18 protein-coding genes and 1 pseudogene are annotated in these 20,917 nt (G+C 43.7%); 12 read left to right on the forward strand and 7 right to left on the reverse strand.

Annotated elements, in window-relative coordinates:
- Positions 1-216 precede the first annotated feature (216 nt).
- The 7 genes from OC193_RS20770 to OC193_RS20800 all read left to right on the forward strand — a co-directional run bounded on the left by OC193_RS20770 (position 217) and on the right by OC193_RS20800 (position 8,694).
- Positions 217-1,428: an ATP-grasp domain-containing protein gene (locus OC193_RS20770; protein ID WP_048659879.1), complete on the forward strand. Its 1,212-nt coding sequence runs from the start codon at positions 217-219 to the stop codon at positions 1,426-1,428.
- Entirely contained in the window at positions 1,425-3,236 is a 1,812-nt protein-coding gene (locus OC193_RS20775; protein WP_048662279.1) for an IucA/IucC family protein, read from the forward strand. The genes OC193_RS20770 and OC193_RS20775 overlap by 4 nt, the downstream gene beginning before the upstream one ends.
- A 6-nt stretch (positions 3,237-3,242) precedes the next feature.
- The gene (locus OC193_RS20780; RefSeq protein ID WP_048662280.1) at positions 3,243-4,460 is read left to right on the forward strand and encodes an MFS transporter; all 1,218 of its coding nucleotides are present in this window, start codon (positions 3,243-3,245) and stop codon (positions 4,458-4,460) included.
- Positions 4,432-6,297 (forward strand): IucA/IucC family protein, encoded by a 1,866-nt coding sequence (locus OC193_RS20785; RefSeq protein WP_048662281.1) that lies wholly within the window; start codon positions 4,432-4,434, stop codon positions 6,295-6,297. Before OC193_RS20780 ends, OC193_RS20785 begins: the two co-directional genes overlap by 29 nt.
- Positions 6,290-7,492 carry a type III PLP-dependent enzyme gene (locus OC193_RS20790; protein WP_048662282.1) on the forward strand — a complete coding sequence of 401 codons (1,203 nt, stop codon included), beginning with the start codon at positions 6,290-6,292 and terminating at the stop codon, positions 7,490-7,492. Before OC193_RS20785 ends, OC193_RS20790 begins: the two co-directional genes overlap by 8 nt.
- Before the next feature lie 292 nt (positions 7,493-7,784).
- On the forward strand, positions 7,785-8,051 hold the full coding sequence (locus OC193_RS20795) for a DUF3081 domain-containing protein (RefSeq protein ID WP_048662283.1): 267 nt from the start codon (positions 7,785-7,787) through the stop codon (positions 8,049-8,051).
- A gap of 34 nt (positions 8,052-8,085) precedes the next feature.
- Positions 8,086-8,694 (forward strand): CIA30 family protein, encoded by a 609-nt coding sequence (locus OC193_RS20800; protein ID WP_048662284.1) that lies wholly within the window; start codon positions 8,086-8,088, stop codon positions 8,692-8,694.
- A 153-nt stretch (positions 8,695-8,847) separates the two neighbouring features.
- Here the strand turns inward: OC193_RS20800 and OC193_RS20805 are convergent, their stop codons facing one another.
- The gene (locus OC193_RS20805) at positions 8,848-9,873 is read right to left on the reverse strand and encodes a zinc-binding alcohol dehydrogenase family protein (RefSeq protein ID WP_048662285.1); all 1,026 of its coding nucleotides are present in this window, start codon (positions 9,871-9,873) and stop codon (positions 8,848-8,850) included.
- A 152-nt stretch (positions 9,874-10,025) separates the two neighbouring features.
- Entirely contained in the window at positions 10,026-10,793 is a 768-nt protein-coding gene (locus OC193_RS20810; protein WP_048662286.1) for a glycine betaine ABC transporter substrate-binding protein, read from the reverse strand.
- Between the two features lie 263 nt (positions 10,794-11,056).
- Here OC193_RS20810 and OC193_RS20815 point away from each other — a divergent pair, with 263 nt between their 5' ends.
- Positions 11,057-11,989, forward strand: coding sequence for a LysR family transcriptional regulator (locus OC193_RS20815; protein WP_048662287.1), 933 nt, complete (start codon positions 11,057-11,059; stop codon positions 11,987-11,989).
- Between the two features lie 105 nt (positions 11,990-12,094).
- Here the strand turns inward: OC193_RS20815 and OC193_RS20820 are convergent, their stop codons facing one another.
- Together OC193_RS20820 and OC193_RS20825 are read right to left on the reverse strand one after the other, a co-directional pair.
- Positions 12,095-12,484: a hypothetical protein gene (locus OC193_RS20820; RefSeq protein ID WP_048659870.1), complete on the reverse strand. Its 390-nt coding sequence runs from the start codon at positions 12,482-12,484 to the stop codon at positions 12,095-12,097.
- Positions 12,485-12,654: 170 nt separating this feature from the next.
- Positions 12,655-13,848: a benzoate/H(+) symporter BenE family transporter gene (locus OC193_RS20825; RefSeq protein WP_048662288.1), complete on the reverse strand. Its 1,194-nt coding sequence runs from the start codon at positions 13,846-13,848 to the stop codon at positions 12,655-12,657.
- A 101-nt stretch (positions 13,849-13,949) separates the two neighbouring features.
- On the opposite strand from OC193_RS20825, the gene OC193_RS20830 reads away from it, so the two are divergent.
- Complete coding sequence (locus tag OC193_RS20830) at positions 13,950-14,516, forward strand: helix-turn-helix domain-containing protein (protein ID WP_048662289.1); 567 nt, start codon at positions 13,950-13,952, stop codon at positions 14,514-14,516.
- A 78-nt stretch (positions 14,517-14,594) separates the two neighbouring features.
- Here OC193_RS20830 and OC193_RS20835 read toward each other — a convergent pair whose 3' ends face one another.
- The gene (locus OC193_RS20835) at positions 14,595-15,644 is read right to left on the reverse strand and encodes a cysteine synthase A (protein WP_048662529.1); all 1,050 of its coding nucleotides are present in this window, start codon (positions 15,642-15,644) and stop codon (positions 14,595-14,597) included.
- A 170-nt stretch (positions 15,645-15,814) separates the two neighbouring features.
- Between OC193_RS20835 and OC193_RS20840 the strand changes: the two genes are divergently transcribed.
- Positions 15,815-16,030 carry a hypothetical protein gene (locus OC193_RS20840; protein WP_048662290.1) on the forward strand — a complete coding sequence of 72 codons (216 nt, stop codon included), beginning with the start codon at positions 15,815-15,817 and terminating at the stop codon, positions 16,028-16,030.
- A 300-nt stretch (positions 16,031-16,330) separates the two neighbouring features.
- Here the strand turns inward: OC193_RS20840 and OC193_RS20845 are convergent.
- Positions 16,331-17,353: pseudogene (locus tag OC193_RS20845) on the reverse strand (dipeptidase).
- A 440-nt stretch (positions 17,354-17,793) separates the two neighbouring features.
- Here OC193_RS20845 and OC193_RS20850 point away from each other — a divergent pair.
- Entirely contained in the window at positions 17,794-18,789 is a 996-nt protein-coding gene (locus OC193_RS20850; RefSeq protein WP_048662293.1) for a helix-turn-helix domain-containing protein, read from the forward strand.
- 150 nt (positions 18,790-18,939) lie between these two features.
- Here OC193_RS20850 and OC193_RS20855 read toward each other — a convergent pair whose 3' ends face one another.
- On the reverse strand, positions 18,940-19,860 hold the full coding sequence (locus OC193_RS20855; RefSeq protein WP_048662294.1) for a LysR family transcriptional regulator: 921 nt from the start codon (positions 19,858-19,860) through the stop codon (positions 18,940-18,942).
- A 98-nt stretch (positions 19,861-19,958) separates the two neighbouring features.
- Between OC193_RS20855 and OC193_RS20860 the strand changes: the two genes are divergently transcribed.
- Positions 19,959-20,858 (forward strand): SDR family NAD(P)-dependent oxidoreductase, encoded by a 900-nt coding sequence (locus OC193_RS20860; RefSeq protein WP_048662295.1) that lies wholly within the window; start codon positions 19,959-19,961, stop codon positions 20,856-20,858.
- The last annotated feature ends 59 nt before the right edge of the window (positions 20,859-20,917 follow it).

The following is a 20,917-nucleotide window of genomic DNA, read 5'->3' on the forward strand; positions in this document are numbered from 1 at the left end:
AATCACAATAGTGCGAATGAAAACAAATATCATTTATATTTGCAATATATATTTTTTGATCTATATTTGCCTTGCAATATGCAACACCACTAATGACATAAGAGTCAATAAAAACAATAAGATAGGAAAATTCTCTTTCTTATATACCCGAAAGAGAGCACTTGAAAGCGAGTTGTGAGCAGGCGACAACAACGTTTTGGAAATTAGGAAAGCCCCATGAAATCTACGATAATCATCGTGAGTCACGTCGTGAATGATGCAGTCACTCACGGCTTCGTACCTACCGCAAAGGCGATGGGTCTTCACGTCGTTTTGATCACAGATCACAAGCTCAACCACCTGAAATTGAGCAGTGATGATGAACGCTTTAATCCCGATGAAATTTTAGAATGCGATGTCTTCAACCCTCTTGAACTCATCGAAATCATCACCGAGAAAGATCTAGCACCTCATGCTGTTTTCAGTAATAGCGACCACCTACAAACTTCCACTGCTATCTGTGCACAGTTCTTTGGTGTACCCGCTAAAGATTGGAACGTGACGATTAAGGCGAAAAACAAATACTTAACTCGTCAGGCTCTCAACGAAAAATCGTTACCTAATACTCAAAGTGTTTTGTTAAGTCGAGAGAGCGCTCCTGTATTCGATTTCGATTTTCCTGTCGTTGCGAAGCCCAAGGAAGGCGTGGCTAGTTTAGACGTGCAGCGCTGCGATTCTGCGGCTGAGCTGGATAACTATTGCGATACGTTTTGGCAAAAGCACCCTACTACTCCCATCTTGGTTGAGGCGTTTTTGCAAGGCCCACTGATTACTGTCGAAACCATTGGCGACGGGGATCATTTGGTCGCACTTGGTGGGTTTGATGTAGAGCTCTCAGCACCACCCTACTTCATCGAAACCGCGGCGAGTTGGAATGGTGTTAACAGCGTTCACTACCGTGATGAATGTATACGTCAGCTTCAAGAATTCGGGGTGGGGTTTGGTGTCTGTCATAGCGAGTTCATCATCACAGATTCAGGACCGGTATTGGTCGAGATCAACTATCGAAGTATTGGTGATGGCCGGGAGTTTTTGCTTGATAACCTCAGTGGCAGGAATTGGTTCAATACCATCTTAAATCTTCACTTGGGTCACAAGCTTGACCCTACATTTCGTATTGATGGCAGCGCCCATGTGCACTATGTAGTGGCCCAACAAAGCGGAGTGATTGAAGGGTCATCAACCTCTTTCATTCACCAAAAGGGCGATATTGTCACTCAGCAGCAAGTCCTTAAAAAGGTGGGTGATACATTCCAACAAAGTTTCTCCAACAAGGATTACTTAGCGAGAATTTCGGTCGTTTCTCCTTCTGGTCAAACTCTAGAACCCGCACTACAACAGGCAATCTCTCGCTTCAATCTAACAGCAACAAACGAGGTAACAGCATGAATGAAAACGCGTTATACCTCACTCAACGCTTAGTCGATACTTGCTTACGTGAAGATTTGTTCGGATTAGTTTCTCAAAGCCAATTTAAATCTCAGCTCCCGAGTTCACTCAAGTTATCTTCTTATCCTCGTAATCAAATTTGGGCTATTTTTGCGGGTTCAGACTTTACACTCTACTTGCCCGTTACTCCGAGCTATTACATGCAGCGTTGGGTATACGGCCAAACAGATGGTTCGAAAGGTGATGGTTGGCTCATCGAGAGAAATGGTGTCGTTGAAGCACAGCTGCACTATCAAGATTGGATCGAATTATTGAAAGCAGGTGCTCACGAAAGCTCGCATTCGTTATTAGATGGTTATTTACAAGAACTCGAATGCGCAGAAAAACACAAGGAATTGTGTGATAGCGCCTTCAGTCAGCAATCCGAATCACTCATGCTGCCGATTTCTCAACTAGAGCGTTGGGAGCAAAAGCTATTGCGTGCCGATCAAATCGCATCCTATCTTGACCACCCTTACTACCCGACAGCACGTGCTAAGTTCGGTTTAAGCGATCACGATCTAGAACAATTTGCGCCAGAATTTGCACAAAGCTTTGAACTTCGTTGGCTCGCAATCGAAAAGTCACTGGTTACATTGACCAGTCCACCACCTGAATGTTGGCCAACGATGGAGCAAGTGGGTCTGCCCGCCGACTTTGCTCTTAGCCATGAGTTATTCCCCGCACATCCATTGACACTAAGGAGTCTTGATGGACTTCCTGACGGTGTTATAAAAGCTCCGGTTGCATATCTAGAGGTGACTCCAACTTTATCAGTACGTACTGTGGTCGTGAATCAAGCACCACAGACCCACATCAAGGTGCCGCTGATCATGCGGTCTTTAGGTACTAAAAACATTCGCCTAATTAAACCATCCACACTTTATGATGGGCATTGGTTTGAACGTTTATTGACGCACTTAGAACAAACAGATCAAGACTTACACGGCACGCTTTTCCATTGTAATGAGAAACATGGCGGCCATGTTGGAGACGATAAAACCTTTGCTTATATTGTGCGTGAATACCCGCTGAGTTACTTCCAAGACAAAGCACTGGTGCCTGTGGCTGCGCTTGCCAGTCCAATGCCTGATGAACGTTTGTTCTTGGAACACCTCGCCGAGCAGTATTATCAGCAAAATACACTGACTTGGTTTAAAGATTACGTCGATCTGCTATGCAAAGTGCACCTTACATTGTGGATTCGTTACGGTATTGCTTTGGAGTCTAACCAACAAAACGCCATCATTGCATTCAATGAGCAAGGCAAGATGACCTTAGCCATGAAAGACAACGATGCTGCGCGTATTTGGCCAGAGCGTTTCCAAACGTTTGAGCAACAATCGCCCGTAAAATGCGACCACCTTTTAGATCAACGCATCACTGTAGACAACGAGCTTGCTCTTGGTCAGATGTTTACCACGATTACTTTGCAGTTAGACATTGCCGCGATTGTCGAAGCAATGGCGACGAAAGGAATCGCCACGTCAGCTTATCTGTATGAAATGGTCGCCAATAGCCTCTCCCAACAGCTTAGCCAGTTGGACAAACAAGGACACAACACCAAGCTCGCAAACGAGATGTTGTTTGAGTCACCCAACTTATACGCTAAGTATCTATTGAGCTCGGGGAGCTTATTGTCTAAAGAGGCGTCTGGCGCAAGCGATATCAATAAATTTTATGGCTTGTCAGCACCGAACTTTTTATTGCTCACCAGCGAAGAAGCACAACACACTTACCTTGAAAACATCAAGCAGAGTGTGAGTTAACCCATCATGACCAAACTCATTTATTGTGTACTTTTAAGCCACTTTATCGCCGCGTTTGCAGCCTTAGGAATGCCGCTGTTTTTGCCAATGGTATTGCCAACACTGGATGCAAACATTACTTCGGATTGGGCGGGGGTACTGTTCATTTTACCGACCTTTTGCACTGCCGTTGCGGCACGCTTTTGGGGGCAGTTTGCTGATAAATATGGCAGACGTCGCTCTCTATTACGGGCTCAACTCGGGCTTGCAGCAGGCTTCGCGCTGTGTGGCTTAGCCGATAATCTCTCAATGTTTGTGTTTGGTCTTATCATTCAAGGAACCTTTGGTGGCACCATGGCCGCCTCAAACAGCTACTTATCCAGCCAAATCAACGATGCGAAATCACTCGGTAAGTCACTCAATAAAACTCAGCTTTCTGCCCGTCTGGCGCTAATTATTGCTCCGATTGGGCTTGGCTGGAGTTTATCAGCAACAAACCCGCTGAACGCGTACCTGTGGCTGTCCGCTTTGCCGCTATTCGCGCTAGTGATCACCTTAACATTACCCATTGATGACTTAGCGAAATCTAAGGGAATTGTAAAAGATCAGGCATCGAAGAAAGCTCAATGCAGCCAAGTCAATTCGTTAAATACGCTTTACTGGGTGTTTGGCGCGCAGTTCAGCTTTGCTTTCGCCATGGTCGTCACGTTCCCCTATTTCTCGCCTTATGTGCAGCAATATGGCGTGACAAATCAAGCGTGGATTGGATTTCTATATGCCCTCCCACATGGTGTTTATCTGCTCTTTGCAGGGAAAGTTCATCTGTTCTCTGAATGGGTTGATCGCCACCAGCTTGAACACAATCAAGCGCAGCGTACTTTATGGCTAGGCTTTGGTTTGCTTTCACTCAGTGCAGCAATGCATCTCACGCCATATCAAGAAGTGTTGATTATTGCTCGTATTGTTTTCGGACTTGGCATGGTTTGCTGTTATCACGGCTTGCATCAAGCATTAGCAAACCAAATTGATCGACGACAAAGCGGCAAAGTATTTTCGCGCTTTGACGCTATGTCTAAATGGGGTGGCGTTGCGGCTGGATTGAGCGCGTCTTTCATATCAAGCCAGGGCTGGCTTAAGGTTCCTTTCATACTTTCTATGTTGGTCAGTGGCATTGCTGCTATCGCGCTGATCATCCATTCAAAATTTGGACATCAACATGTTACAGACTCAATTACCTCCAAGTGAATATTCCGCTGAAGACCAAGTTCTTCAAAATTGTAAAAAAGTACTGCTAAATCGAGAAAAAGCCCAACTCAATACCATCATGGGCGTGGTGAACTGTTACTTACGTGAATACGCGATACCCAATAAGCAGGTTGATTGGTACTACAGTTCGGCCTCTCTTCCTCAAACTTTGAAAAGAAACTACAACGCTCACCAACGCGTGGCCATTCACCTACCTCATCAAGATCAACCTCAGAAAAATGGTCTGATGGTTTTACCCGTTGAGTACACCAGTAAACTGGGGAAAGTGAAGCTCAGTGATACACCTTGGGCTAAAATGCCCGGTGCAGCTTGGTGTAAGTTGGACGCAACGCAAACCCTGACGCTTCTACTCAGTTACCTAAAACAAGTGCTGACGATTCCATTCAATCACGAATTGATCGAGCAAATGGAAAACAGTTTGTTGATCACCGAGCAGTTCCTAAACTCTGACGGCTCTCCTCAGTATCACAATGCGTTTATCGCATCAGAGCAATCGTTACTTTGGGGACATACTTTTCACCCAACGCCAAAGAGTCGATCAGGCGTAAGCATAGATGATCTGCTAGCGTGTTCCCCTGAAGTTGGCGCTAAGGTTCCTCTCTATTGGTTTAAGATCGACACAGAATTGCTTGATATCTTAAGTTCAGATGACCGAACTTCACCAACGACCATGCTTGAACAACTTGCGCCAGACGAGAACAATTCAGCAACTACCATGCTTTACCCTTGCCACCCTTGGGAAAGTTACACACTTTTGCAAAACCCAGTGGTCAAAACGGCCATTGAACAAGGCAAAATCATCCCGCTTGGATTAGGTGGTGAAAAACTCTTACCCACCTCATCCGTGCGCACTCTGTATCACCCAGATATGGATTGGTTCGCTAAGTTCTCTATTAATGTACGTTTAACCAACTGCGTACGTAAAAACGCATGGTATGAGCTCGATAGTGCCGTTCAATTAACCTCGATTCTGCATCCAATCAAAGAAAGCGAACAGTTACGTAATCCAGTATTCAAGGTAATGACTGAACCTTACGCCACCACATTGAATCTAGAATCTGTGGCTGAACAAGAACATGCGGATGTTATTAAGGCTCGAGAATCATTTGGTATTTTATATCGAGAGAATTTCAGTTTAAGTGAAACCGATATTTTGCAACCAACGTTAGCGGGTGCGCTCTTTGCTTACGACAGTGACGGGAACAGTTGCATCGCCACTCAACTCAAACAAAAAGCGCAAACAACACAAAGCCAATATGCAAATATCGCCACGCTGTGGTTTGAACGCTATCTGCATTGTTTGATTCCTGGTGTCTTTAACTACTACTTCAAACACGGAGTTGCGTTTGAACCTCACCTACAAAACACGCTGATTGGTTTTGAAAAAGACATGCCATGCTGTGTATGGATTCGAGACTTAGAAGGCACTAAGCTGCTACCCGAATTTTGGCCATCAGAGACACTTCAGCAACTTTCAGAGCGTGCTCGTCAATCGGTGTACTACAGCCGTGAGCAAGGTTGGAACCGCATAGGTTACTGCACCTTCATTAACAATGTTAGTGAAGCTATTTTCTTTATCGCTGAGGGGGACTCGGCACTTGAGAATACGTTATGGGGAACTTTAAAAGACGCTATCGTCCGCTGGCAGTCGATCAATGGTCAGCAACCAGAACTGATGGCATTGATTAACGATGGCCACTTCCCAAGTAAAAATAACTTCACAACCCGTTTGATGCAAAATGCCGATAAAGAGTCTGGGTACACACTAGTTGCTGCACCTTGGCCGACTCATAAAAGAGGAGCTCACCATGCTTAATTCGCCTCAACTTCCTGAGAACATCCATCAAGAAATCCACCAATTGGCCAAGCAACAAACTCAACCATTATGTGCTTATCTTTATGATCTCGATGCATTGAAGCTGCACATTAAGCAGATGCGCCATGTATTACCAAAAAACGTAGAGCTATTTTACGCAGCGAAAGCGAATCCTTCAGAACCAATATTACGCACTTTAGCTCCTTATGTTGATGGTTTCGAAGCGGCATCAGGCGGAGAGCTTACACACCTCTACCAGCAACAACTCAATAAACCACTGATCTTTGGTGGTCCTGGGAAAATGCCAAGTGAATTAGAGCAAGCAATTGAACTCGATGTTGATGCGATTCATGTCGAGAGCCTCACTGAGCTACAACGCATTGGTGCTTTAACTCAGAGGTTGAATCGGCCTGCTTCGATCTTTTTGCGTATGAACATCGACATTGGTGACATCACACTGAGCAAATTAGCCATGGGGGGAAAACCCACTCCATTTGGTTTAGATGAAAGTGAGTTAAACAACGCATTGATGTATTTGCGTGATTTCCCGTTAATCAAACTGAAAGGATTTCACTTCCATTTGATGTCGCACCAACTTGAAGTCGGTCGACACTTAGCTTTGATGGAGCGTTATTTCCAAGTAGTGAAGGAGTGGAAAGAGAAATACTCACTTGAAGATCTTACGATCAACTTGGGTGGCGGTATGGGAATCAATTACCAAGATCAGGAGCAACATTTTCCATGGGTAGAGTTTTGTGACAAGTTAGAATTCTTGATCGCCAAAGAACAACTACAAGATTGGACACTGCGTTTTGAATGCGGGCGCTACATCTCAGCACCTTGTGGCTACTACGTGATGGAAGTGTTGGACATTAAACAAAACCTCGGTGAAAACTTTGTGATTGCTCGCGGAGGCACGCATCACTTCAGGACGCCCGCAGCACAAGGGCATGATCACCCTTTTGTTATCATGAAAAATAAGCAGTCCCCTACTATTTCAAACCCGATAGACCAGACTAAACCCACGCTGGTTGGGCAGTTATGCACACCAAAAGATGTCCTTGCACGGAATCAAAATATCGATCACATCGACATCGGCGATTATGTGGTGTTCACCTTAGCGGGGGCTTATGCTTGGAACATCTCGCATCAGAATTTCTTAATGCATGAACCTCCGGTGTTTCATTATTTCTAACATCTCGCTGTGCTCTATGATTTTTAACTTACGGTTTGAGGTGAAACTCCATGGGGCTAGCTAAAACCACAAAATAGAAAAGGCACTAAATAAAAAGACACCAAATGAAAAAAGGCGTTAGTAAACTCAGGTCTACTAACGCCTTTCTTATGTTTACCTTAATCCTATTACCAAACAACTACGGTGATTGAGTACTCGGCTCCCCACAGTGATCGCAATGCAGAACCAAACCGTAGTTAATTGAAATACAAGCACTTAGCATTTTTCATCGACTACTTAGCGGGAGCAACACATGGACAACAGAATCACCATTTTAGAGTTTCTCAGAGTGTTCGAATGCATTCGCTCATCTGGCGAGCAACTGAACAATAAATATCAAGCGGGCGAAATGACGGCTTGGCATGATTACGATGGTTACACCTGTTGGCTAAGTTACAAAGACGTAACCGTGACGCTGATGTTTCATGGCTCGCTAAAAATTGAGTACGACAACGCTGCAAACTATTCTGAATTCATCGAGCATTGTTTAGGTATGCTCGCCATTGAACCTTCTCCATAAAACGCGATCAGACTAACGGCTAACGGAGAAAATTATGAACGAATCAATTTTTAAAACGCGTGCATTACGTAAGCAAGTAGCTCCTTTATGGCTAATGCTCAGCCTTTCTTTTTTATGGTCAGAAGCGTCAACAGCAGGAATAGAGATGATTGATTTCACGCAAGCGAACGAACATACAAATTGGACAGTGACCAACGACAATGTGATGGGCGGTATCTCAACTGGTGGAGTTATTTATAGCGGTGGGATGAGTCAGTTCAAGGGAGAGCTTTCATTAGAGAACAATGGTGGCTTTAGCTCAATCAACCGCTCGATTGAATCACTAAGATCTGAAGCAGACAACGTAGAACTGACGTTTGTGGGCGATGGCCGTACTTACCAATTAAGGTTCACCACATGGAAAGGCGGTTATCGAACCAACTACAAGCACAACTTTGAGACAATAAAAGGTGAACAACTCAAGAAAGTCTTCCAACTAAAGGATTTTCAAGCGGTGTTCAGAGGTCGATTACTCAGTGGTGCGCCAAGACTTGAAGCCCAAGACATCAAACAGATCGGCTTTTTGATTGCAGATAAACAACCTTTGCCCTTCGAGCTAAACCTCATTCAGGTTCAATTCAAAACCTCGCAAGAAACGGAGTAAAGCTTTGTTGGAATAAACACAGTAAATCACTTAATAAAAAAAGCCCCTGATACCTTATCGATTCGCGATAGACATCAGTGGCTTTCTGTTCAAGCGTTCAAGCTATTCAAATAAGCAACGGCTCAAACCGTCAAAGTTCTAAATCATTAACGATTAATATTTGATGGCTGTTTTACCAATCGACGCACTGCTTTCAATACGTTGGTGCGCATCCTTAATTGTATCCACATTAAAGCCATTTAGGGTCGTGGTAAGCGTAGACTTAATGCGGCCAGCATCAATCAGGTTCGCAGCTTGGAACAGGATATCTTGTTGTTTCTGAATATCGTCTGTGTTGAACAGTGAACGTGTAAACATCAGCTCCCACACAAATCCTGCAGACTTACCTTGTAGCGCTGATAAGTCAATCCCGCCATCGAACTCTACAATCGAACTGATCATACCTTGCGGTGCGATCAACTCCACCATCGCGTCCCAGTGCCCTTTGGTATCAGCGACATTGAAGATGTAATCGACATGCTGGATACCTTGTTCGCGTACAGATTCAACCAAGTTACGGTGATTAACGACATGGTCAGCGCCCATATCCCTAACCCACTGTTCGGTTTCTGGTCTTGAAGCTGTCGCGATAACTTTCAGATTGGTCAATTGCTTAGCCAGTTGAATCGCAATTGAACCAACACCGCCCGCTCCACCAATGATCAGAATCGATTTTTTCTCTTCAGGACGAACACGCAGGCGGTCGAACAATGCTTCCCAAGCCGTAAGCGTTGCTAGTGGCATAACTGCTGCAGCTTCATCAGAAAGGCTCTTAGGCGCTTTAGCGGTAATACGGTAGTCCACAGCTTGGAATTCTGCGTTGGCACCCATACGTGTTACATCACCCGCATAGTACACACGGTCACCGACTTCGAAGCCTTCAACGTCAGCACCTTTACCAACAACTTCACCGACTGCGTCATAGCCCAGCACTTTTGGCTGTTCAAGAGTTTTGTCTTTGGCATTACGAATACGAATTTTGGCGTCAGCAGGGTTGATAGAAGTCGCGCTCACTTTTACCAGCAAGTCATTATTTTTTAGTTCTGGCAGACTCGTTTCAAACTCAAATAAACTGTCTTGCTCTGTAATCGCAAGTGATTGAGTAAATCCGATAGCTTTCATTTTTGATGGTAGTGACATGGTGCTTTCTCCTTAAATTAGATGAGTTAATCTTAAAGAGTTCTCACTCTAGATAAACAGCCTAATTTTTGAATTATTATCAAATATTTTTTGACAATCGTACTACTGCTGCGCAATACGACAATCTTATGGTCTTTTCAACGGCATAGCGGTTAAATAAAGCCTTTCTCAATCAACCAATCACGCGTTACTTCATCTTGTGGTTTACCTTCACGGCAAACTTTGTAATCCAGTTCGGCAATAATATCGTTCGAGAAACGTAGGGAATCCAACGTCTTAATCTGTTCTTCGCTTAACAAGTGTTTCTTGTCATCTCTTAGAAGCAGTACCGCTCTATCTACAATTCCAAGCAACCTCTTTGGATCTTTGAGCTCTCGAATATCATAGCGATAGTGCAAAAACTGAGGCTTCCACAGCGGTACAACAACCCACTCTTTATTGGCCACTGCACTTTCAAAAGCATCAAAGCAATCAGCTTCGCTGCCAGAAAAAAACTCGTAACCCGAACCGCTCAGCCCATATTCTTTCATCATCTGGATAGAGAAGCGTGTGATACCAGCACCGGGGTTAATACCCTGAATTTTGGCATTCATTTTATCTACGACTTCAGGCTTCAGTAGATCTGCGATTTCTGAAACTGCCTCTTCAGGCACATAATCAGGCACACCCCACAAAGCGTAAGGTTCATAATGAAGCCCAAGCTCGATAAGCGGCTCAACTTCTTCAACGCCAGCTTTGTAAATACCGTGACTTGATGGCAACCACGCAGAAGAAAGCATATCCACTTGGCCTGTTTTCAGCTTTTCAAAGTTCTCCTGATGTGGAGAGAAAATGCGCTCTACCTCAAAGCCCATGGCTTTCAATACATTGGCAACCAATGATGCGGTCGTACGGTGGAACGACAAATCCGTTACACCCATTATGATTTTCTTAGTCATCTTGTCCCCCTAGATCGTAGGCTTCGTTCATGCAGTTTGTACTGCGATACGTTGTTGGTATGAACACATAGTAGTTAGATCATTACTTACGAAAAACAGCTTTATATTTGAATTATTATCAAATTAATTTTGAAAATTGAGCATTTAAGGATAGCTTTGAATGAGTGCAACAGGATTAACCAACTTCGTGGTTAGACAATATTTCAATACAATGTTTAAAACCTTATCAAACACAGGTAGATAATATGCTTCTGGAAGACTTACAGGTCATTTTAAAGGTAGCGGAGTTTCGTAGTATCACCGCAGCTGCAACTAACCTAGACATGCGAACAGCGACGGCAAGCGCTGCTGTAAAACGTGTGGAAGCCTCGTTAGGGGCTGAGTTATTTGTCAGAACCACTCGTCATCTAAGGCTCTCTTCTGCAGGCGAACGTTATCTACCTGAATGTGAACAAGCTTTGAAGATGTTAGAGCAAGCAAAGCTCAACATGCGTGAAGAGCTAGGTATTTTGGATGGAGAAATCCGCATCGCGCTTTCTTCGGATTTAGGACGTAACCTCATCACTCCTTGGCTTGATGAATTTCTGCTTGAATACCCCAAGGCGACACTTCGCACCAGCATCAGCGATAGCAACATCGACTTTTATCGTGATTCTGTTGATATGGCGCTGCGTTACGGCTCTCCGACCGACGCAAACATGTATGGTTTCAAGATCTGCGATGTACCGAGAATATTGTGTGCAGCCCCTGAATACTTGGCCGAGATGGGAACACCAAACCAGCCAAGCGACTTAGCTCAGCACAACGGTTTGCTTTATCAGTTGCATGATATATTGCAAGACGAATGGATGTTTAACGACGGTAAGCAAGATCATAAAGTGAAGCTGAAAGGGAATCGCGCATCGAACGATGCTGACCTTGTAAGACGTTGGTGTATCGCAGGTAAAGGTGTGGCAATAAAGTCATGTTTAGATATGTCGAGCCATTTGCTTTCTGGCGAAGTGGTTAAAGTTATGCCTGAATTTAAGCCAACCCCAACCGAGCTGTGGTTAGTGTGCCCTAGTCGTCAGTCCATCACCCCGACCGTTCGCTTATTGAGAGATTTATTTCGCGAGAAAACCGCAGAGATCCTTTCTCAATTGAGCGAGCAAGGCATTATAGAAACTCAAAAGTCTTAACGACCTAGAGATAAAAAAGGCGTTAGTGAGCTTTGATCCACTAACGCCTTTAATCATTTGAACATCACACTGTATTAACGGATGTATCTACCTTAATACAAATGCTTAGTTTGACTCGTCTTCAACAACGTCACAATCAGCACAGCACTGAAGAGCGATTTCATGCTCGAAAGTGATGGTGTCTTTGCCTTCTTCCAGTAGCTCTGCGATTTCATCCGCGACTTCTTTTTCATCATCCGCTTCGATGTCGCTTGCTAGCTCTTCTTCTGAATAACCGAAGAAGTTTAGTAATAGGTACTCACGAGCTTCATCTTTAGTACAAACCACGTTTGCTGAAAGATCTGGCGTAACCTCACCTTGTGCAAGAGTCGCTGTCAGTTGAGCGATAACATCCTCTTTCATCGCAAGCGTTAACCAACCAAGATCAGTACTTACCGTCGTTTTTTTACAGTCGAAGCAAGGCAGTTGGTGAAAGTAGTATTGAAAGCTAGTCATAGGTAATTTCTTCTTTAAATGTTGTATAGCAAGATTATGCGCGTTTTGTAGCAAAATACTATCTCAATCACAACCTGAGACTGATTCGATCTGAATATTTTTACCAAGTACAGAGCACCATGATGACTACTGATAAATTTAAGGCTTAGCTCACTTGGGAGATCATCTCATTACGACGAAGTTTGCGAAGTGTTGTTGGCTCCACGCGATTTAGCTTTGTAATTATGTAACCAGCAACAAAATAACCCGATGCACAGCCCCCAAAATGCACTGCCGATCCCCAGTAAATTGGTGCCAGAAGCGGTGAATAGAAAAGTCAATAGAGCAGGCTCTCGATAGTGGTTGTCTGCCATCGAAACCGCTAAACAATTCATCAATGTAGGCATCACAGCCAAACCCGCGACAGCTATCACAACCGCTGAGGGAACCGCGCTAAACAGCGACACAAATGACATCCCCATCACACCAGCTAACAGGTAAAATACACCCATCGAGACCCCAGCCATATAACGTGTTTTGGGGTCATCATCTGCATTGGGCCCCATGCAGATCGCTCCCGTAATTGCAGCAAGGTTATACGCAAAGCCACCAAGCGGGGCCAATAGTAACCCTGTCACACCAGTGGTAGTGATGATCTTAGATGAATCAACTTGGTATCCGTTCGCTTTTAGAACCGCAAATCCCGGTAAGTTCTGTGAAGCCATCGTCACTATAAACAATGGGATACCGACACTGAACAACGAAAAGAACTCAAAATCGGGCGTAATGAACACTGGGGTCGTTAATCCCATAGTCACCTGACTAACATCGAGTTTGCCAAACCCCACACACATAACCAGTGCGATGATGAAAATGCTTGGGATCAGTAAATTTCCTAACCGCGCTTTCGCCAGAATAAATACAGCGAGCATGACCGCAACTATCTGAACTTCTTCCATTAACGACGTAAATAAACCCAAACCAAACTGCAACAAAATCCCCGCCAGCATGGCAGATGCGATTGATGTTGGGATCTGTTTAAGTACCTTCTCAAAGATTCCCGCTAAGCCAACCAGCGTGATCAACATCGAACTGAACAAAAACACCGCAACCGCCTGATTCATTGTTAGCCCTTCCAAAGAAGTAATTAACAACGCTGCTCCGGGGGTCGACCAAGCTGTAACCACAGGTTTCTTGTAATAGAGCGAGAGCAATATCGTAGTGGCGCCCATGCCAATTCCCAACGCCCAAAACCATGACGCGACTTGCTCTTCAGTTGCTCCTGCACTCATTGCCGCTTGGAAAATGATCGCAGCAGCACTCGCATAACCGATGAAAACAGCAATAAAGCCGGTACTGACGTGAGAAAATTTTAGCTTAGTCATGTTAATTTGTTCCTGTGTGCGTTATAACGTCCATAGATTGAACTTAGCACCTGTGCGCTATAACGCACAACTGATTTTTTAAAAAAATTTGTAGAGAAAAGATGCAAACAGAAATTAAAGTTGGCGTTAACTTGAAACGCCTTCGCCAAGAAAAAGGCTGGAGTTTAGACAAAACAGCGAAAGCAACAGGCGTAAGTAAGGCAATGCTAGGACAAATTGAACGTGGAGAATCCAGCCCGACAGTCGCTAAGCTCTGGCAGATAGCTTCTGGGTTCGAGGTGTCACTTTCGAGTTTTATCGCTGCTAGTCCAAACAGTGAACTGACGAGCTTATTCAGAGATGCAAACGAACTAAGGCATGAGGAATACAACATTGGTTTTTTCGTCAGTTTGTTGTTTCCTTTTGAGGAAGTACTAGGGTTTGAGATATTCGAACTCACTCTGTCGCCCAACTATCAACATGAATCCGCCCCACATAACGCAGGCGTCACTGAGCACATCTTATGTATTTCGGGAGAGATGGCCGTGCTGTTTGATGGTGAGTGGCAGACGTTAAGCGCAGGACAAGCCGTTCGCTTTAATGCTAACCAGAGCCATGGCTACAAAAATGTCGGTGAAGGAAATGCCGTATTTCATAATGTGATTCACTACCCTAACAACAAGCAATAGTGCCGGATTTGGCGATAACGTATGTATAGCGCTAACGGATGAGTTGGCAGACCACTGGCTAGTATTCACTTAGAACGTTTATACGTTGACGACCATGCTGCCATCTTCCGCTTGATAACGAGCCCATAGTTGAGAAAGGTTTTCTTTATTAAGCTGTATCTCTTTTTCTTTCAGGAACGCTTCGTTGTGCAGCTTCGAATACGAACGCTCAGCGAGGTCACAGCTAAATGTAACGATGGTTTTCCCTTTCCCCATTCTAGCCGCAGCGTATAGCGCACCTGCTACGTTCAGCGATGAACTGCTTCCTAGAAGAATACCGTCATGCTCCGCAACAAGTCGGGATATCGTCACCAAATCCTGATCGGGAAGCGTGATTGCACGATTGATTTTTGCCTGCCTGAAATTTTCAACCGTTCGCATGATCCCTATGCCTTCCGTGAACGAACTTCCCGTTGATTGATAGTGTCCATTACGTAAAAACGAATAAATTCCGGACCCATTTGGGTCAACTAACCAAGTTTCCAGATTGGGTTGCTGCTCAGATAGGTAGTGTGAGTTTCCGGCAATGGTTCCTCCTGTCCCAACCACTGAAACTAGAGCATCAATATTACCTTGTGTTTGCTGCCAGATCTCCGGTCCAGTATTTAAATAGTGCGCTCGATAATTACTGAGATTTTCGAACTGATCTGCCCACCAATAATTTTCATTTTCGACACCGATCCGCTTGGCCGTGTGGTAAAAGTGTTCAGGATTTGCAAAAGGACAAGGGTCGACCAATAACAATTCAGCGTTATAAAGCGAGATCATACGCTCTTTCTCTTGTGCCTGCCCTTTTGGCATCACCACCAACATTTTATAACCGAGGGATTTAGCCACTAGAGCAAGGCCGATTCCCGTGTTTCCCGCGGTACCTTCGACGATTGTCATTCCCGGCTTAAGTTTGCCAGCTTCTACTGCATCCTTAACAAGCTGAAGAGCTGCTCTATCTTTAATCGAACCACCCGGGTTCTGGTGTTCGCACTTAATAAGAATCTCACAACCTGAAATCTCTGAAAGACTGTTGATTCTAACAAGATCGGTATCGCCAATGAGTTCACTGAGATTGTTTGCAATGTGGGTAGATGACATCGCGACTCCATTTATTTGTTGAGGATAAGTTTGTTCATCGATTGGGTTGTCGATGATCATAAGCGTAGCTCTGAGGTCTGCTTAGTCAAGGAGTGGCGGAATTGAAAAGACTCTCTCTTTCAAAATAACAATTATAATTAGGGGTGATCGAATAGACTGAGGGTAAAAAAATGTTTCTAAAAGAGAAAAAGAGCGGTGACCTCGTAGATGTAACTGAAATGACCAAATTAACCAACTTATTTCAGGACAGTATCGAAGGTCGGTTTCAAGCTGGCGAAGAACAGCAAGACCCTGAGATGTTTAAAAAGTCCGAGCTGATGTTTATGTCAGGTGAAGAGTTACCTAGATGCTGGACTGATCCAAACTACCGCTCAAGGACTAAATAACCTAAGCGATTCCGGTGCACCAGAAACTCTGTTCTAAAGGTGTTTGACAAGCGCCTTGTAGGCTATAGCCCCTGCTAAAACATTCAGACGCACCTTAACTAGATACCAAAAAGCGAGCCACTTGGGCTCGCTTTTCATTATCTGATTTTCTTAGAATCTATTACAGATAGTTCTACCAACGGTTAAATAATCACGAGCTCTCGTTGGCTAGCAAGCTATTAGAATCGCAACTACTAACACGGATTTGGACAAGTAATCGCTAGGTCGTGTTGGACAAATCGTTAAATAAGTTTAAATGCCTTAGTTAGACTTTTTAGTGTCTAGATGTCTTAGATCTTCAACTACTGGTTGGATCCTTACGTCATTTCCTCCTTTCCAGTTAGCTGCATATACTCGCATCCAGTTTTCACCTAGGAATAGAGAAACTTCATCTTTCGTCCAACCATGTGTTGTTTCCAAAGCATCGACCACGGCCCAAATATCGGCAGGATGCCCAGTCTCAGAGATGGATCCATACCCTAATGCTGGTGGGTAGTTTTGTGGATTCGAGGAAATCATTGTAAGTGAATCTTTAAGGTTGTGTAGGTAATCAACAGCAACGGCGACATGACGCTTACCATCGACACCAAGTTCACGCTCAATTAAATCAGAAATATAGACAATGTGTTCGGCAACTGATTCGCCCGATGCATCTGACTCCTTGTTCAGGAAGCCGCCAACAAAATTAACGCCTATTAGACCATCAGTCTTAGCGATCGCTAATATTGCTTCATCATTGATATTTCTAGAAATTGGCATGAGTGCAGCAGCATTTGAATGTGAAGCCACTACAGGGGTTGTAGAGTATTTAGCGATATCAATACATGTTTAGTTTGAGTCGTGCGAGCAATCCGGTACCACACCATTTTTGTTCATGTGCTTTAATGCGGCTAATCCTAATTTTGTCAGCCCCTCACCATTTCCTACGCCTCCCTTTACAGATTCACCAGAGCCAGAAAACTGATTGTTTTTATTGTAAGTGAATGACATGAGCTTAACGTCTTGGCTAAATCGGTCAATATGAGTTATATCTTCACCCATGGGGGTGATTGCCTGAAAATTAAAGATAACTGAGGTGACACCTACAGCTTTGTTTGCCTCGATTTCTTCAACGGTTGTCACGTGTTTTTGGCCATGTTTTTCGGCCAAATATTTTTTTGTAGCAGGCACTCGATCATAAATTTCTTCGATGGTTTTATCGGTGCCATTTGATAGCGTGGTTGAATAAACATCGTAATCCTCCTTACCAGCAATCGCGAGCATATCAAACTGTTCAGCCGTCATTGCAGGGAAGCCTTTCCCATCTGAACCAATCCCACCGACAGCAGTGCCATCGATAACAATGCGATCAGCATACTTTGCCTTATACTTTTTACGAAACTTAGCGCGCTCCTCGTCAGTGTATGGCGCAGCAGCATCCACTAAAATATCAATACGCTGCTTTATTTGATCGGCTGGTTTTACATTACCCTCGTGATCAAGCGCATTCCAATATTTAGCATTAATATCTTCAGAGAGTGTAACTTCAGAAGAAACCGCTCCAGTTGCTACGGTTAAACATGTGAGTGCCAGTATTGATTATTTCATATGCGCTTCCTGATTAAAGTGAATCTAAATAGTAAACAGATTGTTATAGCCATCTTAATTTATTCATATCTGCAACTACTTACCTTTTTATGCAAAGGGAGTATATTATAAGAAATCACGTTAAGTTGGAGTTAAGAGTGATTCCATTAGTCAGTGCCCAATTAGTGAAAGCCATTTTGAGTGGTTATCAAAAAGTACTCGGAAAGACAGTAGATATAGAAGCCTTTGGCCTTAGCTATCATATCTATGAACAAAACTCATATTACTTTCCGTCTAAACCACTCATCGTTTTTCTTAACTTCTTACACCATACTTTGAGCACAAAACAACTCGTTGATTTTTATACATATATAATCAATAACTTTGCTATTCCTCATTACTTGGCCCAGTGTTCGAGTAAGCCTACCAATGTAAGAGATTCTTTGCAGAAAATGATAAAGATTTCTCGGATACAAGCACCGTCCGCTCAGATTACGTTAGAAGAAAATAGCGACATATTTTGGCTAAAAAGAACCCAAGTGATCCATGGGTTGGATGACACACCCTCAGACTTTGTATTCGTTCTCTTTGTTCAGTTATGGATCAACACCATGTTGGGCAAGGCAGTGAAAATACATAAAATTCACACCCCTTCAAAGTCGCTATTTACACTTGGGGCATTAACAGTGACTAACCCTCAAACGGATATTCATTATCAAAAGGGGTTCACTAGCGTTGGCTTGTTAACTTCGTTATTAGAACGAGAAACGACCTTACCCAATGAGTATTTTGAAAATCTACAATCGAGATTAGAGCCGATTGATTTTTTAGATTCGGTCAAACATGCGATGGACAGTTATCTTGGAACTGAAAACTACAGTATTGATAGAATTGCCGGCGTGCTAGGTGTAAGCGTCCGTCAGTTTCAATACAATTTAGAAGCACATGGTGTTACGTATCAGAAGTTGAAAGATGAAGTGATACAACACAATGCGAAATGGCTAATACTACAGAATCAGTCGAATTTATCGACTATTGCGACACAACTTGGCTACTCTTCTATCACTCAGTTTTCGAGAAGCATTAAACGCATTACGGGCATGTCTCCACGCGCGTACAAACAGCATTTGTTCAATGAACAACTTGGGAGCTAAGGGGCGAAAGAATACCGATGTTCGACTCTTCGATTTAGAGCCAAATCTTAGATACATGTATATTCTCAGTTATCACTCAGAAGCGATAACTGTTTTGACTACCAGGTAAATATCTCTTATTGGCAATTTTGGCTTTGCTGTAGCGCCCCATTAGAGAGAGTTTTTATCATCGTTGGATTTCTCATTCCCCTTAAAGTACTCAACCAGAAAATCAATAAAGGCACGTATTCGATAAGGTTGATATTCACCCGACTTATAGACCGCATGCATGGGTAAACTTGCCGCGGTGTAGTGCTCAAACAACGGCACCAATTGTTCATTTTCAAAGTACGGTTGAACCATCCAACTTGGTAATGCTCCAATTCCATGTCCCGCTAATGCCATAGCCAACAGCATGTCTGAACTATCGCTTTTAAAGACTTCTTTCACCTTGACCTTTAGTTGTGGGGCCAACTCTTGTTCAAATACCCAAGTGTTTGATGGGGAGGAAAGAGAGTACGTAAGGCAATCATGATGTTTTAAGTCGCTAGTGAGTTTCGGGGTAGATCGGGTTCTCAAATAGTCTGGAGAAGCAAAATATACCAACTGGTTGTTAAACAAAAAACGGGCTTTGTAATCAGAATCTTCGAGGACAGAGACACGCATAGCGATGTCAATACCACTTTCAATAAGGTTAATTTGTTTTTCATTTACCGATAAATTGATCAATACCTTTGGATGCTTAGTCATAAACTGTCCAATAGGTTTAGCAAGCAATCGTGTCGCCATCGCACTCGGTACTGACAACGTTAGCTCTCCAACCACCTCGGAGAGTTCGCCTTTTAACTCCGCTTCTGTGGACTCCATTTCTTCTATGACTCGCTCACAATAAGCCAGATAGCTACAGCCCTGTTTTGTGAGTTCAATTCTTCGACTATTACGATAGAACAATGAAAAGCTGATATCACGCTCCAACCAGGCAATTTTTTTGCTGATAGAACTTTGCGTGACGTTCATCTCATCGGCAACAGCCGTAAAGTTTCCTAAGTAAGCCGTCCGAATGAATACTCTCATGCAGTTGATCTTGTCCATTTGGATTCCATGTAGGAATGGGTGGTATACCGATTTTACTATTCAACACCCCTAAATGGAATGATTTAATAACGGCATCACACTAGAGGAGTCTATTAATGAATACTAAATCACAACCCATTGCGATAGTTACAGGCGCTAACGGTGGCATTGGAAAAAATTACACTCGTATGATGCTCGACGATGGATATCAAGTAGTTATGGCTGTGCGTAATGCGTCCGCAGGAGAATTGGTACGTGAAGAACTGCTCAAATCTCATCCGGACGCTTTAATCGATGTGCTAACGGTGGATATGAGTAGCCTATCGTCAATTAAGGCGTTTTCTAAACAGGTAACCCAAAAATATACTCGGATTGATGTACTCGCTCACAACGCGGGTGTCTACTTTTTTGATAACAAGCGTCGAGAATCTGAGGATAGAATCGAGCTAAATGTTGCGGTCCATGTTGTTGGCCCGTATGCGTTAACAATGCAGTTACTACCACTACTAAAAGAAACTCGTGACTCACGAGTGATCACCATGTGTTCTACTGAACATCACGGGGCTGAATTGGATCTTAGTGATCTTCAAATGGCGGAAGATTTTGAACAAAAGGGCAACACAATCGCTTACGCTCGTAGTAAATTTGCAGGGCTGGCACTGAGTCACGCGATGGGAAGACAATTTGCAAAAGACGGATTCAATATTAAGGTAATTGCGGCGCATCCAGGCGTTTCTATTACGGGTATTCAGCATAAGGGTAACCCTACATTTATGCAGCGTGTTGCCATTTGGGTATATGGTAAATTATTCGCAGCAACCCCAGCAGAGGCAGCAAAGCCACTTTATTTAGCCTCAACAATTGGAAACATGGGAGAGTTTTACGGCCCCACAGGGTTTAAGGAAATGAAAGGTAAGGCAGGACTCGTTCATCCGGAACCAGAGGCTCTTGATGAACAAGTAGGGACGAGCCTCATACGTCAAATGGCTACACTCAGTGGCGCTAATAGTGAATGACTGTATGATCATCTTTACTAAGCGAAATAGACTCGTTCATGAAATAAAATCTGAATACT

This window comes from Vibrio crassostreae, assembly GCF_024347415.1.
Lineage (GTDB): Bacteria > Pseudomonadota > Gammaproteobacteria > Enterobacterales > Vibrionaceae > Vibrio > Vibrio crassostreae.

Coding starts and splice junctions, on each gene's coding strand:
- OC193_RS20820 (WP_048659870.1), bottom strand. CDS start 12,484: ATGACTAGCTTTCAATACTACTTTCACCAACTGCCTTGCTTCGACTGT.
- OC193_RS20775 (WP_048662279.1), top strand. CDS start 1,425: ATGAATGAAAACGCGTTATACCTCACTCAACGCTTAGTCGATACTTGC.
- OC193_RS20800 (WP_048662284.1), top strand. CDS start 8,086: ATGAACGAATCAATTTTTAAAACGCGTGCATTACGTAAGCAAGTAGCT.
- OC193_RS20770 (WP_048659879.1), top strand. CDS start 217: ATGAAATCTACGATAATCATCGTGAGTCACGTCGTGAATGATGCAGTC.
- OC193_RS20795 (WP_048662283.1), top strand. CDS start 7,785: ATGGACAACAGAATCACCATTTTAGAGTTTCTCAGAGTGTTCGAATGC.
- OC193_RS20815 (WP_048662287.1), top strand. CDS start 11,057: ATGCTTCTGGAAGACTTACAGGTCATTTTAAAGGTAGCGGAGTTTCGT.
- OC193_RS20860 (WP_048662295.1), top strand. CDS start 19,959: ATGAATACTAAATCACAACCCATTGCGATAGTTACAGGCGCTAACGGT.
- OC193_RS20825 (WP_048662288.1), bottom strand. CDS start 13,848: ATGACTAAGCTAAAATTTTCTCACGTCAGTACCGGCTTTATTGCTGTT.
- OC193_RS20840 (WP_048662290.1), top strand. CDS start 15,815: ATGTTTCTAAAAGAGAAAAAGAGCGGTGACCTCGTAGATGTAACTGAA.
- OC193_RS20855 (WP_048662294.1), bottom strand. CDS start 19,860: ATGGACAAGATCAACTGCATGAGAGTATTCATTCGGACGGCTTACTTA.
- OC193_RS20805 (WP_048662285.1), bottom strand. CDS start 9,873: ATGTCACTACCATCAAAAATGAAAGCTATCGGATTTACTCAATCACTT.
- OC193_RS20785 (WP_048662281.1), top strand. CDS start 4,432: ATGTTACAGACTCAATTACCTCCAAGTGAATATTCCGCTGAAGACCAA.
- OC193_RS20790 (WP_048662282.1), top strand. CDS start 6,290: ATGCTTAATTCGCCTCAACTTCCTGAGAACATCCATCAAGAAATCCAC.
- OC193_RS20830 (WP_048662289.1), top strand. CDS start 13,950: ATGCAAACAGAAATTAAAGTTGGCGTTAACTTGAAACGCCTTCGCCAA.
- OC193_RS20835 (WP_048662529.1), bottom strand. CDS start 15,644: ATGTCATCTACCCACATTGCAAACAATCTCAGTGAACTCATTGGCGAT.
- OC193_RS20780 (WP_048662280.1), top strand. CDS start 3,243: ATGACCAAACTCATTTATTGTGTACTTTTAAGCCACTTTATCGCCGCG.
- OC193_RS20810 (WP_048662286.1), bottom strand. CDS start 10,793: ATGGGTGTAACGGATTTGTCGTTCCACCGTACGACCGCATCATTGGTT.